Source organism: Mycoplasma sp. 3686h (assembly GCF_056781225.1).
On the sequence record NZ_CM165562.1, the window covers coordinates 412,581 to 428,579 of the forward strand.

A 15,999-nucleotide genomic window follows, 5' to 3' on the forward strand; every position below is an offset into this window, starting at 1 on the left:
AGATTTATGGACAAAGAATATAACTTTTGAGATATTGATGCTAAATGGCAAGCGTATTGAAATCAACATAAAACTCATGAACCACTCGAGAACTTTAATTTACCAAAAAAATACATTTTAAGCATGTTTCCGTATCCAAGCGGAAAAATTCACATGGGGCATGTGCGTAATTATTCAATTGGTGATGTCATAGCTCGATTTTATCGTCGTAAGGGATTTAATGTTTTCCATCCATTTGGATGAGATGCTTTTGGACTTCCAGCCGAAAATGCGGCTATTAAACACCAAATTCATCCTTCAACATGAACATATCAAAATATTCAAGCAATGGATCAAGAAATCCAAAAGCTTGGAATTTCGGTAGCGTGAGATTATGAACTGATTACTGCTGATTCAAGCTATACTAAATGAGAGCAGTTTCTTTTTATCAAACTGTGAGAAAAAGGTTTAATTTACAAGCAAAAAAGTTCTCTTAATTTTTGTGAAAATGATAATACTGTTTTAGCTAATGAACAAGTGATTGATAATAAATGCTGACGTTGCGATAATCAAATTATCCAAAAGGAATTAGAAACTTATTACCTTAAAATTACTGCTTATGCTGATGAATTATTGCAAGATTTAAAAACTCTTCAACAACACTGACCAGATCAAGTTCTTTCAATGCAACATAATTGAATTGGTAAAAAACAAGAATACAAATTACTACTTAAGGTAACCAATATCCTTGATAATAGTACACTTGAAATTCCAATTTACGAAAGTGATTTACAAAATGTTCTCAATGCTGATTTTATCGCTTTAGGTAATTCGCACATATTGGTAAAAAACTTACTTGATCAACAAGTTTTTAATCAACAAGAAAACCAAATAATTGAACGAATTAATTCCAATCTTAATAATAAAATTTTTATCGATAAGCTCGCTTTAAAATTACCTTATCGTGCTCAAATTGAGAATACTAATATTAGTTTAGATTTATATTTAACCGATTTTGCAAGCATTAATTTAAACAAAAATATTCAATTTGTCACCAATACTAATAAAACTCATTTAGCTTTTATGCAAGCTAACCAAATTGCAATTGTAGACAAGCAAAAACGCACAATTGCTCAAGAAAAATTTAATCTTGAAACAAAATATAATTTAAGAGATTGAGGAATTTCACGTCAACGATATTGAGGGACTCCAATTCCTTTGATTCATTGTCAAAAATGCGGAACATTACCTGTAAATATTAATCAATTACCAGTTACATTACCAGAAAATGTAATTTTTAATGGACAAGGCAACCCGCTAGATAGTGCTCTTGAATGGATTAATACAACCTGTCATGTTTGTGGTTTAAATGCAAAACGCGAAACCGATACTCTTGATACATTCTTTGAATCAAGCTGATATTTTTTAAGATACACCACTCCTCCTCAATTGCGTGAAAGCACAATTTTCAGTAATAAACATTTAAATTATTGAAATCAAGTAGATGAATATATCGGTGGGATTGAACATGCTATCTTACATTTATTGTATGCGCGTTTTTTTACTAAAGCTTTAGCTGATTTAGATTTAGTAACCTTTAGAGAACCATTCCAAAATTTACTAACTCAAGGAATGGTACTTAAAGATGGTGCTAAAATGTCCAAATCTAAAGGAAATACCGTTGAACCTTCGACTATTATTGATAAGTATGGAGCTGATACAACTCGTTTATTTATTTTGTTTGCTGCTCCACCAAGCAAAGAATTAGAATGAAGCAATGCAGGAATTAACGGTTCGTTTAAATTTATCAAACGATTATGAGAACGTTCATTTGAAGTTGATTCAAAATGCGATTTTAAAAATATTATTCACTCACAATTGACCGAACAAGAACAAAAAGCACGTCATAAACTCTATTTAGGACTTGTCAAACAAAATGAAATTTTTTTAAATCGTCAAAACGAATACGCTTTTAATACTTTAATTTCATGAACAATGGAAACACTAAATGAATATGATAAAATTAATAATCAAGTATTAATTACTGAAATGTTTTATGTTATGCTTAACATTCTTGAACCATTTATTCCGCATTTTGCTTGAGAATTATCGCACCAATTTTTTAATTTAAAAAATTTATACGATTTTTCTATTGATTCAGCAGCACTAGAAGTTTGGCAAATTTCATATGCTGTTACTATTAATGGAAAAGTTCGTTGCGAAATTTTAGTTGATAAAAATACTCCTAAAGAGCAAATTCTACAAATTGCCAAGCAACAAGCTCAAAAATGATTGAGCAATGCGACCATTGTTAAAGAAATTTTTATTCCAAACAAATTAATCAATTTTGTTGTGAAACAATAAAACGAAAGAGAAAACCAATGCAAACCAAACCAAACAAAAAAAATAAAAAAGTTCATTACATTACCACTGATATGGATAATGTCGCTTTCCCAGGAGCGATTCACTCCTTTAGTATTGATATAAAAAAAGAACCAGCTAATAAAGCAAGGTTAGAATTATTTAAAAAATTGTATTTAGTGACACATTCAGATACACTGAATGAGTTTACTGAAAATTTAGCAATTGTCTATCGTGCAGGTCAATTTGAGAGCTATCCAGAAGCAAACCAAACCATGCAAGAATTTGAAATTGGTAAAGATATAGATACTGATTTAAACTTATATTCAACTGGTTTATATGTAAAAGTGATTGAAATTTTAGAAAATAATAATGAATACATTATCATATACAAAGCATTAGCACAATTTGATGTTTATAACGTCAAATCAGCTATTGATTTAATTACTGATAATGAACCAAATAAAGAAGTAATCACTAAAAATTTAGCTTTGGGGAACCCAGATTTTGAATTAACAGCTTTTTCAGATTTAAAAGATCATATTAAGGATTTACAAAAAAATAATTTTGCTAAATTATTTAACGAATTTATTGAAAAAACTAATGGTGGTAAAGCTGAATTTACCAATTCAATTTTTCAACGTATTCCAACTGATAAAGAACACGCAACCACAATTAAAGCAATTATTAAGTTTTATAGTAATTATCCTGACTATAACACATCTAACCCAAGAAGTTTAGAATTTGAAACTGAATTTACCATTTTTAGTTTTCTAAGCAAGCTAGTGGCTCCAAATATTTTAAAATACAAATTCTTATACGAATTTCATTGAGATTCATTTGATGAGTTTAATAAAACTGTACAAAAAAACATTTTATTTTTAGTTTCAATTGAACATAAAATCAACCGTAAAATTGCTACAAAACTTAACGAACAGCAAGATGATTATATGCTCAGAGAGCGTTACAAAACGCTTAAAGAAATGGTAGTTAAGGATGAAGATTTAGACGAATATCAAGAAATCCTTAAGAATACTAAGCTCTCAAAACGCTATCCAACTTGAATTCAAAAATCAATTGAAAAGGAAACTAATCGGATTTCTGAAATGATGATTACTTCTCCTGAAGTTAATATCACTAAAACTTACATTGATTTAATGAAAAAACTTCCTTGAAGATTAACGCAAAAAGAAAAACTTGACATTGGTAAAGTGCAAGAAACTTTAGATAAATATCATTATGGACTTGGTGAAGTAAAAGATCGCATCATTGAACATATTGCAGTATTAATGAAAGCAAAACGAATAACCGATGGAAATAACAAAAAACGAATTAGTATTGATAAAAATACTGAAATTGATCTTTCGTTATTTAAAGAGAATGAAAACGAACTCGTTTCATTTAACAATGTTCCAATTTTAACTTTAATTGGACCTCCAGGGACTGGAAAAACTTCATTGTGTAAAGCTATAGCTGAAGCTCTTGGAAGAAAAATGGTTAAAGTTTCATTGGGTGGAGTGCGTGATGAAGCTGAAATCCGGGGACATAGAAAAACATATGTAGGAGCTATGCCTGGAAAAATTATTAAAGCAATTCAAAAAGCCAAAATCTCAAACCCGATTATTTTGCTTGATGAAATTGATAAAATGTCTTCAGATGCCATTAAAGGAGATCCAGCCAGTGCTATGCTTGAGGTACTTGATCCTGAGCAAAACACCAAATTTCAAGACCATTACCTTGAGCACGAATATGACCTTTCCAAAGTTATTTTTATTGCAACTGCTAATTACTATGAAGGAATTCCCGAGGCATTATTAGATCGGGTAGAGTTAATTGAGGTTCCAGCGTATACTTTAAGTGAAAAAATGCAAATTGGACGCAAACATTTGTTACCAAAAGTAATTGAACAATCATACATTAACGAAGAATTATTTGACCTTTCTGATGATATGCTTAAATACATTATCAAGCATTACACTCGAGAAAGTGGAGTTCGTGGATTGAAAAAAGTTCTTGATAAAATCGCTCGAAAAATTAGTAAGCAAACCGAATTTGATAAAAACATTACTCACTTTACTATCGATACTAAAGCATTAGATGAGTTTTTAGGTCCAATTATTTATAATACCGAAAAACCTGAGCCTGAGTATGGTTCGGGAGTGGTCAATGGACTTGCTTATACATCTTATGGGGGTTCATTACTTCAAATTGAAGTGAACATTTTTCCTGGAAAAAGCGAGCTCAAACTAACTGGTTCACTTAAAGAAGTAATGCAAGAATCAGCCATGATTTCGCTTTCATATGTACGAGCTAATGCTGATAAATATGGAATCCAAGACTTTAATTTTGATGAAAACATCATCCATATTCACGTCCCAGAAGGAGCTACTCCAAAAGATGGTCCAAGTGCTGGGGTCACCTTTACAACAGCTATTTTATCAGCAATTAAAAATCAACCAATTCCTACAAATTATGCTATGACTGGTGAAATTACCCTACGTGGAAGAGTGCTAGAAATTGGTGGATTAAGAGAAAAATCATTTGCAGCATATCAAAATAAAATTAAATACGTTTTCATTCCAACTGATAATCAAAGAAACTTGTTAAAAGTTTCTAATGAAATTAAAAGCAAAATTGTTTACATTCCAGTTGAAACTTATGATGACATTTATAATGTTCTTTTCCTTGGACAAGAACCAAAACAACAAATTATTACACCTGAAAATGCAGAATAATTCTGCATTTTATTTTTCTAACATATTATTCTATTTGAAAGAATATTTTTATGATAAAATTATTTATAAATTCTTTGTATATAGTTACAAAGAATAAGAACTTTAATATCTATGAAATGTGGATAAATGTTTTTAACTTGTAAAATTTACTCTATTTATAAGTTTAAAAAAGATTTTAATTCAGCGAAGAGGACTTTAACATGAGTACAAGTAATAATCAAAAACCTTTTAACTCAAAATCATTTTTGTCTTTTGGGATTAATTATATTGCTGGTTTTGGATTTGTTGCCACTGCAATGTCACTATTTTCACTTGGAGTATTGTGGATTTTAGTTTTTGCAATCTGTTCTTTGATTGCTTTTGCCGTCATGTTATCTTTTTCAAAAATGTCAGAAAATTTGAGCGACCGTTTTGGAGGTCCATATATTTACGCTAGTGAAGCATTTGGACGAAAATCTCTGGCTTCAAGAATGTTTGTCTTTCTCACTGGTTGGAATAATTATCTCGGACCTTTAATGTATTCTGCTGCGGCTCCTTTATTTCTTATTGCAGTTTTTGCTGATTTTATAGATACAAACAACCCTGGAGCAAAGTGGGGTTTAATTATTGGCGGATTAGTTATTTTTATTTTCATAGTTTTTATCTCAACTTTAGGTTACAAATTAAGCAAAGGATTGGTTTTATTTTTTGCTAGCATTAAGTGATTAATCATTGCAACTTCAATGGTTTTTGCTATTGTTTTAATCGCTCAAACAGCCGGAATTGGATTTTCAGAAAACTACGTTTTATCATATAAGAACACACCAAATCAAATCAACTTATCTAAATTCATTACCATAACCACTTCTTTTTTCTTTTCTTATGTTGGATTAGAAGATATTTCAACTATGTCTCCCGAAGTTAAAACTAAATCATTTAAGAAAATTTTAAATTTAATTTTCATTATTGTTTTTGTAATTTACGGAGTTGGACTATTAATTTTTAGTGGTTTACCAGTTGGAGATAATACATCACCAACAGCAACAAAGATTAAAAGTTATTCAGATATTTATCGAGCTGTTGGTGGAGTCACTGCACTTTCATTTTTTGCCATTGGTTCACTTTCAAACTCAATTGCTTCAAGGATTTCGATTACTTTAGCAAATTCATTTAAACTTGTTCCTTTATCAGAAGATGGTTATTTGCCTAAATATTTTCTTGTGAAAAATAAGAAAAATAAATTTTCAAGAATCATTTATTTAACTTTAATTCTTACATTAACTTTAATGTTTTTAATCTTTTTTGTCTCACTAGCGAGTGGTTCAAGCGATTTTAATTCAGCAGTTTCTAAATCTGCTTCCATTGGTGGAGCAAGTGCCCTTGTGCAATATTTTTTAGCTTTTATTACCTTTTTTGTTTATCACTACAAAGGAAAATTAAAAGACAAAAACAATTGAAAAAATATTACTTCTTTAATTATTCAATCCATTTCCTTAATTTTAGTTCTAATTATTTTGTTTTTATTCTTTTTTCCAATTGACACAAAAATTGTTAATGGAAAAAACGTTGTGTTCTTAAATTGAACTATTCAAAATACCCTTAATATCACCCTCTATCCATTGGTTTTATTACTTGGTTATCTTTTGTTTTTTCTTGCTGAACGAAATTCAAAAAACCAAACTCAAAATAATTTAACTTCAATTCAAACTTCTCGAACCCATACTTTAAAGCGAAAACACCAATTTTTCAGTATCTCTTTATCAAATAATCTTGATCAAGAAAACACACAAAAGACCAATTAAAAAGCTAAATTTTAAGGCTTTGTAAAATAAACATTGTTTATTTAAAATGGTAAAATTATTAAGCAAATTATTTATTATTAATTAGAGTTTATTATGAGTACAGATATTAATAAAAAACCTTTTAGTTCCAGACAATTTATTGGGTTTGGAATTAACTTTATTGCCGGATTTGCATTTGTTGCAATTGTGTTATCGTTATATTCAATTGGACCGTTGTGAATTTTAGTTTTTGCAATTTGTTCCTTGATTGCTTTAGCTGTTATGCTTTCGTTCTCAAAAATGTCCGAATCCTCACCTGAACGTTTTGGTGGACCCTATATTTATGCTAGTGAAGCATTCGGGAGAAAAACACTAGGGGCTAGAATGTTTGTGTTTTTAACAGGATGAAACAATTATGTTGGTCCTTTAATTTCTTCAGCTACAGTTCCTTTATTTTTAGTTTCAGTCTTTGCTTCTTTTATTGATACCAATAATCCTGGAGCAAAGTGAGGTTTAATTTCAGCTGGATTATTTATCTTTGTCTTTTTAATCTTTATTTCAACTTTAGGTTATCAATTAAGTAAAGGATTAATTTTCACTTTTGCTTTTATTAAATGATTAATTCTTTTTAGTTCACTTATTTTTGCTATTGTTTTAATCGCTCAAACAGCCGGAATAGGGTTTTCGGAAAATTATCTATTAACTTATAACAATAAACCAAGAGAGATTAGTTTATCTAAAATTGTGGCAATATCAACTGCGTTTTTCTATGCATATGGTGGTTTTGAAGATCTTGCATGTATGTCTCCTGAAGTTAAAACCAAATCTTTTAAAAAAGATTTAAACATTATTTTTATTATTGTTTTCATTATTTATGCACTGGGAATTGTTGTTTTTAGTGGTTTACCAGTTGGTGAAGGTTCTTCGCAAGCATCAATAAGAATTAAAAATTATGCAGATGTTTATCGTGCTATTGGTGGAATTGTCGCACTTTCATTTTTTTCCATTGGTTCACTTTCAAACTCAATCGCTTCACGCATATCAGGATCATTAACCGCTTCATATAAATTGGTTCCTTTATCAGAAGATGGTTATTTACCTAAATATTTTCTTGTGAAAAACAACAAAAATAAATTTTCAAGAATCATTTATTTAACTTTAGCTTTATCATTAGGGTTAATGGTACTTATCTTTTTTGGATCATTAATTAATGACAAAACTGATTTTGATTTAGCTGTTACCAGAGCTGCTGGAATAAGTGGAGCAAGCGGATTATTTCAATATGTGCTCGGTTTTATTACTTTTTTTGTTTATTATGGTAAAGGAAAAATTAAGGATAAAACTAATTGAAGAAATATCAGTTCATTAATTATTCAAATTATTTCTCTTATTTTGATTTTGATAATTTTATTAATATTCTTTTTCCCAATTGATACAAAAGTTGTGGACGGAAAAACAATCGTTTTTTTGAATTGAACTATTCAAAACACCCTTAATATCAGTCTTTATCCAGTTGTTTTACTACTTGGATATATTATGTTTTTTATCGCTGAGCACAATGCTAAAAAAAGCAATCACAATAATTTAACTTCAATTCAAAATACTCGTGCTCATGCATATAAGCGAAAATATCAATTTTTTGTCCTTGATTCATCTAATCAACTTAAACAAGACAGCAATCAAATCAGTCAAAGTTCCTAATAATTGAACATTTAAAGATAAAAATGCATTTTTCGTTAAATACATATTCCTAACCAGGAATATGTATTTTTATGATAAAATAAAGATACAATTTGTATTAAATTAAAAAGTAGTCAAAAATGAGTAAAATAACTTCATATCAAAACAATCAAGCAATTTATGATCAACAAAAAGCCCTAGAATATTTAGATACCATTAAAACATTTCTCAAAAATAAGGTCAAAAAAGCTAATGCTCAAGGAGTTGTGGTTGGAATTAGTGGAGGAATTGATTCTTCACTAGTTTATACCATTGCCAAGCAAACCTTCCCTAATTCAACCATTGGGGTAGTTATGCCAATTATCAACATGACACCAAGTGATTTAAAACACATTAAAGAATTAGAGCAAGCAACCCAAAGCACTTTTATGGTTAAGGATCTCACCCAAACCTTTAAAAGTATTTTAAGCGAACTTAATGTAACCAATCATTTAGCAATTGCTAATATTAAACCTCGTTTACGTATGACAACATTATATGCAATTGCTCAAGAAAATAACTCATTGGTTTTAGGAACTGATAATGCTGATGAAGTGTTTGTGGGATATTTTACTAAATATGGAGATGGCGGAGCTGATTTATTACCAATTAGTAAGCTAACTAAGGGAGAAGTGAGATTTTTAGCTTCATTACTTAATGTTCCACAAAGTATTTTAGATAAAGCTCCTTCAGCTGGACTTTGAGAAGGACAAAGCGATGAAAATGAGCTTGGTTTTTCATATGAGCAATTAGATTTTTACATTAATCATTTAAACAATCCTCAAAGCATTCAAAAACATATTGAACCAAAAATTGTTGATAAAATTGAAAAATTACACAAGAATTCACAACATAAACGAGATAGAGTTTATACACCCAAAAACGTTAAATAGGAGATAAAAATATGGCCGGACATTCACATTCAGCAAATATTGCTCACCGCAAAAATGCTCAAGATGCTGCACGGGGAAAAATTTTCCAAAAACTTTCTAAAGAAATTTTTGTTGCCGCTTCAGGAGCTGGAGGACCAGACCCAGAAAAAAACCCAGCCCTTAAATTAGCAATTTCAAAAGCTCGAAGCAAAAATATGCCTAAAGATAACATTGAACGTGCGATTGCAAAAGCTAAGGGAGATAAAGGAGCTTCTGCTTTTGTGGAAACAGTATTCAATGCCACTGTTGCTGGAGGAGCAACTTTTATTGTAGTAACACTTTCAGATAATTTAAATCGGGTAAAGTCAAACGTTCAATCATATTTCAATAAACAAAATGCAACTTTAGGAAAAACTGGACAAGTTCCATTTGCTTTTGATAAAAAAGGAATTATTGAAATTGATAAATCTTTAGTTGATGAAGAAACTTTAATGCTTATTGCTCTTGAATCCGGTGCTGAAAACATTGAAACTACTGAACAAAGTTTTGTTATTACCTCTTTGTCTGAAGATTTTACTAATTTAAAAAATGCACTTGAAGAAAATTTATCAATTAGCGATTTTATTCAATGTGAAGTAACATATTTACCAAATATGTACGTTGAATATGATTCAGAAAAGCAAGCGAAATTGCTTGAATTTGTTGTTAAACTCAAAGAAGATGATGATGTTCAAGAGGTTTATCACAACATTGCAATTACTCAATAATGAATCAATTTTTAGTAGATATTTATAACCAATTATGATTTTTAACTTCAAGTTCATGAGCAGCTAAATTTATCATTGTGCTCATTTTTTTAGCTATATTACTCTTTATTCCAATTACTATTTCGTTTTTATTTCCTTTATTAAAAAAACAGCTTAAACCAAGTTCAAAAGTTTATTTATATGCTTTTACTACTGGTTTTTTTCTCATCATGTCGACCTTTGGTTTTATGCGTGAATCGCTTGAAATTTCTTCGGTTTATTCAGATGCTCAAATTCCAAGTTCACAAAATAATCGCAGTTTGCTTATTTATGGCTATAACATTTTACTTGTCGGTGGTGGAGTCTTTTTTGGGGTTCTGATAGCGTACTTTGTTAAATTTGTTATTTCATATCGAATTAATCAAAAACTCATGCAAGTTCGTAAACTCCAAGTGTTTGTCCATGAACATTCAGATGAACATGGACATGTACACACTCATGAGCATCCGACCCATATTTTTAGTAATGAAGATAGTGCAGAAGTAATTCAAGATACACTAACAGATAAAGTTGCAGCAAAGTTTAAAGTCATTGCACTTGTTCTTTTGCTCACTCACCGTATTCCAGAAGGTCTATTACTTGGATATAACATTAACCTATTATTAGAAGGAAAAAGCAACTCACTTTCGTTCGTGTTTATTTTTAGCTTGATTTTGCACTTAATTCCCGAAGAAATGGTTTTTTACTATCGTTTAAGAGATAGTGGTTTTAGTAAGTGAACATCACTTGCTATTTCGATATTAGGATTGTTTTTATTTCTTCCATTTATGCTCATTGGAGCATATTCAGGAAATTTTATTGATTCACTTTGAGAAGCTCGATCATTTATTTTTGCTGCTATAGGTGGAATCTTTTTGTTCACTTCCTTAGTGGAATTTTTCCCTGAATTTTACCATTATAATATGGAGAAAAAACGTTGATTTAAAGTGATTTTAACTCTATTTATTGGGGTAATTAGTGCAGTAGTATTGCTCTCAATTCACACTCACCAAGTATCTTAAACAAAAACCTGCACTGCAGGTTTTTTTATCTTTTAAGCTTTAATGATATTAGCTATTTGAATATAACTTTTGGTTATTTAATAAAAAGTCGTTTGTTTCTTTAAAATTTAATTTAGGTTTAATCTCTATTTGAGTGCTTTTTGGTACTACAAGTATTTGATAAAAAATATTCGGTGTTTTATTGTCAAGACGATTGAATTTTTCTTCACTATTATTTAAAAAATTAAAATTCAATTCTCTTGCATTAACCAGTGCTACTTCTATTTTTGATGAATTAGAATTTGATAATTTAACCAATTGATCTGGAGTGTTTAGCGAAAATGTCTTTCCTGTTTGAATTGAACGTTGCACGATAATATTATAATTTTCTAGTGCTTTGTCTAATTTATATCCTCCTAAGTGATTTTTCTCAAAATCGTTTAGGATTGATGAATTAGTTAAAGATTTCCCTAGTTTTTGTGCAACTTTTTGAATCGGATTAGTAATAAATTCATTAAAGTCATTAGTGTTTTTGATAATCTTTATCTCAGAATTTAAAGGTAATTCACTTACAGATTCATCAGTTAAATTATTTAATATTGAATTTTGTATAAATAAAATTTTTTCTTTGTTTTGTATCTTGTTTATTTTTTCTCAAAGATCATCATTATAATATCATTTATAAAACTCATCTACATCATAACTATATTTATCGTAGAGATTACTTAATAATTGTTGATTTTCTTCTTTAGTTGTCTTTTTGACTGTAAATTCTTTATCTTTAGGAATTACAATAACATTAAATACACTTCTATTAGGTTTAAATGAGCTTGTATTGATATCATCAAATTTCTGATATTGCTCAATTTCAAACGGATTGATTCATAAAACATTTACATGGTTTTCTGTTTCTTCTTTGAGAGCGTATTTAAAACCAATACCAGAACGATTATCAATTGATTCTAAAATGAGAATCTTGTTATCTTTTAGCACATTCTCAATACTTTGTCCATTTAAAAAATCATTTTCAAAGATTTTTGTAATTTTCTCATCAGAAAGAGTTTTATCAAGGTTGAGTTCTTGATATAATGAATTAATTTTATTAATAATGTGATTTGAAAAATCTTGTTTTGAACTTATTAATTGTTGATTATCTTTTAAAAAATTGTATTTAAAGTATTTTTTATAGTTATCCTTTAATTTTTTAGGATCCTCTTTATCATAGGCTCTTTTACTTAAACTTTCAACAAATTGATCAAAAATCATACTATTATTAATTTTGACACCCTGATCATCTTGTTTTATTCTAATTAAATTAATAAAATAAGGTATTTTATTAATCATTTTTTCTAAATAAAGTTTTTTATCAATTTTTTCATAATAGCTTTTGTTATTTAATAAAAAGTCATTAGTTTCTTTAAAGTTTAATTTAGGATTAATTTCTACTTGTGAATCTTTAGGAACTACAAGTACTTGATAAAAAATCATTGGTTTTTTATAAAACGATTGAGAACTTACTTTAAAATTAAAAATCAATTCTCTTGCATTAATAAAAGCTAAGTTTATTTTTAATGAATTAGAACTGGGTAATTTAACCAATTGATCTGAATAGTTTAATAACAACTCACTTCCTTTTTTAACTGTTCGCTGTACTAAAATATCAGAAGTTTTAAGAACGTCATCTAATTTTTGACCATTCAAATAATTTGTTTCAAAATCATTAATCACTTTTTCTCTAGACAAAGAGGTTTTTAGTTTTTGAGCAACCTTTTGCATTGGACTGGTAATGAATTCATCAAAATTATTAAAATCTTTTATATTCTTTACCTCAGAATTTAAATATAATTCATTTAAAGATTCATCGTTTAAATTATTTAGCAATAAATTTTGTTTGTATGTAATTCCTTGTTCGCTCTGTATTTTATGTATTCTACTCGAAATACCAGAGTTATAATATCAGTCATAAAATTGTTCTGCTTTGTAATTATATTTGTGATATAAATCACTCAACAATTGATTGTTTTCTTCTTCACTTGTATATTTGATTTCAAACTGTTTATCTTTTGGAAGTAAAATAACATTAAAAACGTACTTTTCAGGAATAAAGTCTGTTGTTTGAGTAAAACCACCAATTTGCTTAATTTCAAATGGATCGATTTTTAGAATATTTATATGATTTTCTGTTTCTTCTTTGAGAGCATATTCTAGTCCAATAGGGGAACGATCATTATTTGATTGTAAAACAAGAATCTTGTTGTTTTTCAATACATTTTCAAGACTTTGTCCATTTAAAAAATCATTCTCAAAGATTTTTATAATTTGTTCATCAGAAAGAGTTTTAGGTAGTTTAAGTTCTTGATATAATGAATCAATTTTATTAATAATATGATTTGAAAATTCTTTTTTTGAATCTATTAATATTTCTCTGTTTTTTAAAAAATCATATCTAATATATTTACGAAAATTTTCTGTTTTTTTCTCATCAGTTACATCCTCGTCTACAGATAAACCTTTATTAAATAAATCTTGTACAAATTGATCAAAAATTATACTATTATTAATTTTGATGCCCTGTTCTTCTTGTTTTAATCTAATTAAATTAATAAAATAAGGTGTTTTTTCTCTTAAACTTTCTAAGTAATCTTTATTTTGTAAAAAACTAAATGAACAAGATGCAGTAATCATTGATAATACTGGTGTACCAATTAAAGTAATTTTAAATAATTTATTCCTCAACGACATATGTAAATGCTCCTTTATCAGGTACTGAATTATTAAATAAAGCAGATTTATATTTTTTTACTGCAAGTCTATATAGACCACCATCAGTAACTTTATATTCTAATAACTCATCATTAGATTCTATCGAAGTAGAACTCTTAACAGTTTCTCAACCTATACCAGATACATATTTTTGTAGCAATAAATCATAATCTGAAAATTTAGTATCTTGTCTTTTTAAAGCTTCTGCTTGTTTCAATCATTCAGTATTACGGTGTGTTTGATATCAATTTGCAGTTTCTCTGTTTAATCGATCACCTTCAATTGCATTAGCGACTATACCACCAATAGGGAATAAGAATCATCATCAATTTACATTAGGATTATAGGTAGGTAGATTTTCTTGTTTCTTAAGCAATCCAGCATTAAACATTCAAGAAAGTGAAGCTTTTACGGTTTTGCCTGACAAAACATAAAATCGTGATTCAGCAACTATATTATCATTATGTTTATCATTAAAATTAACACTAAAATGTCTTAAATTATCAGTAGCTTTTTTCATTTTTTCAAAGTCAGGAATCCCTGCACCGTATTTATTGCTAAAACCATTTGATTTTTTTACTTGTTCATCATCATTAGTAGAAATTGAAGAAGCACTTAAAATACTTTTAATTGCTGGAATTCTATAATCATCATTATCTAATCATGGTCTAATTCGCAATAATGTCGATATAAGTCCTGTCACAACAGGGGCAGCAAAACTTGTACCTTCTTGAATTCCTTCGAAACCTTTAAATTCATAAGAACCAGGAGCAACTACAAAAGGTTTAGCTAGACCATCTAAAGATGAATCAAGTTTATAACTTGAATAATCAGCTAATTTATTATCACGAATATCATTTTTATAAGTCCTATCAAGTGCTCCAACAACTATTGAATTATATGATAATGAATATTTGTTTATTCAACCACGTTTTATATTAGTTTTAGGAATTGTATTTTTGCTGTCATTTCCGGATGAAAAAACATTAACAACACCATATTTTCTTGAAAGATAGTCAACTATATAAGCTCATTCTGCATAGGTTTTATTTTCTCAATCCCTTGCTGCACCATAGCTGTGATTAATAATTTTGACTTTTTTATTTCTCACTAACCCTTCAAGCCTCATTTGTCATTCAGCATCTGTTGTAAATTGAGAAAAATAAAGTTTTGATTGGACATCAATACCTTCATCTCCACTTGCAATTGAAGAAACCTTAATTCCATGATCGATTTTTTCATTTTCTTTACCTTCTTCTTTTACTAACGATTCAACTTCATTATGATTAAAATTATTAGTTAAATATTTCGAAGGTATAAAGTTTTTACCAAACTCTAAAACACCTACTGAATGTGAATTTCAGCTAGCTGATTTTATGTCAAGATCTCTCTGTTTACTGAAATTAACCGTTCTAAAAACATCATTTTTATTTAAAATGTCGTATCTCTTAAAATAAGCAAAAGGATCATAACTAAAATTATTATTATAATTGTATAAGTTGGAATAACTTAATTGTTTTGTATTGTTAGAAAGATTATTTTTGTATATGATAAATTTGTAAATATTTTGATTTTCTTGCAATTTTTTTACAAAATTTTCCCTCTCGCTTTCGTTATTAAAGTAGAACCAAACAATTGGTGTCTCTTTACTTACTATAAAATCTTTAAATTTTACTTTTTTGTCTTTAATTAAATTAACAAAATTGAGATTTTGTTTTTCTAAATATTCTGAATTTGATAACTCATTGAAATTATCATATTTATGATTTAATAATAACTTTAATTCAAAGTCATTATTAACATTTGTAGCACTTGAATTTGTTGATTGGTTTTGAAAAAAGGCTTCTCTTACTTCAAATTTTGGATTTTTAATTCCTTCATACCACTCTTTTTTATTTGTATTTAAAATTGCATAAACTATAGATGCAGAAACAATAGCTCCTAAAGTTAAAATAGCTGATGCATTGGTAATTCATTTTATTTTTCATTTCATTTTATTGCTTCCTTTTTATTTGTTGTGTTTT

General features: G+C 28.4%; 9 protein-coding genes. 7 read left to right on the forward strand and 2 right to left on the reverse strand.

All coding sequences use genetic code 4. From position 1 onward, the window contains the following. Nucleotides 1-6 precede the first annotated feature (6 nt). From AC1RP9_RS01920 to AC1RP9_RS01950, 7 genes are all read left to right on the forward strand, one after another. A complete protein-coding gene (locus AC1RP9_RS01920; protein ID WP_481822698.1) occupies nucleotides 7-2,343 on the forward strand; it encodes a class I tRNA ligase family protein in 2,337 nt (778 codons plus the stop codon). A 17-nt stretch (nucleotides 2,344-2,360) separates the two neighbouring features. Continuing rightward, entirely contained in the window at nucleotides 2,361-5,075 is a 2,715-nt protein-coding gene (gene lon / locus AC1RP9_RS01925) for an endopeptidase La (RefSeq protein WP_481822699.1), read from the forward strand. Nucleotides 5,076-5,275: 200 nt separating this feature from the next. Beyond that, a complete protein-coding gene (locus AC1RP9_RS01930) occupies nucleotides 5,276-6,856 on the forward strand; it encodes an APC family permease (protein ID WP_481822700.1) in 1,581 nt (526 codons plus the stop codon). 93 nt (nucleotides 6,857-6,949) lie between these two features. Beyond that, the gene (locus AC1RP9_RS01935) at nucleotides 6,950-8,536 is read left to right on the forward strand and encodes an APC family permease (protein WP_481822701.1); all 1,587 of its coding nucleotides are present in this window, start codon (nucleotides 6,950-6,952) and stop codon (nucleotides 8,534-8,536) included. Between the two features lie 119 nt (nucleotides 8,537-8,655). After that, nucleotides 8,656-9,447, forward strand: a complete 792-nt coding sequence (gene nadE, locus AC1RP9_RS01940) for an NAD(+) synthase (protein ID WP_481822702.1) — start codon at nucleotides 8,656-8,658, stop codon at nucleotides 9,445-9,447. 11 nt (nucleotides 9,448-9,458) lie between these two features. After that, complete coding sequence (locus AC1RP9_RS01945) at nucleotides 9,459-10,193, forward strand: YebC/PmpR family DNA-binding transcriptional regulator (RefSeq protein WP_481822703.1); 735 nt, start codon at nucleotides 9,459-9,461, stop codon at nucleotides 10,191-10,193. Continuing rightward, nucleotides 10,193-11,233: a ZIP family metal transporter gene (locus AC1RP9_RS01950; RefSeq protein WP_481822704.1), complete on the forward strand. Its 1,041-nt coding sequence runs from the start codon at nucleotides 10,193-10,195 to the stop codon at nucleotides 11,231-11,233. Before AC1RP9_RS01945 ends, AC1RP9_RS01950 begins: the two co-directional genes overlap by 1 nt. Nucleotides 11,234-11,281: 48 nt before the next feature. Here the strand turns inward: AC1RP9_RS01950 and AC1RP9_RS01955 are convergent, their stop codons facing one another. Next, nucleotides 11,282-13,954, reverse strand: coding sequence for a hypothetical protein (locus AC1RP9_RS01955; protein ID WP_481822705.1), 2,673 nt, complete (start codon nucleotides 13,952-13,954; stop codon nucleotides 11,282-11,284). Further along, nucleotides 13,938-15,968, reverse strand: coding sequence for a S8 family serine peptidase (locus AC1RP9_RS01960; protein ID WP_481822706.1), 2,031 nt, complete (start codon nucleotides 15,966-15,968; stop codon nucleotides 13,938-13,940). The genes AC1RP9_RS01955 and AC1RP9_RS01960 overlap by 17 nt, the downstream gene beginning before the upstream one ends. Nucleotides 15,969-15,999: the final 31 nt, after the last annotated feature.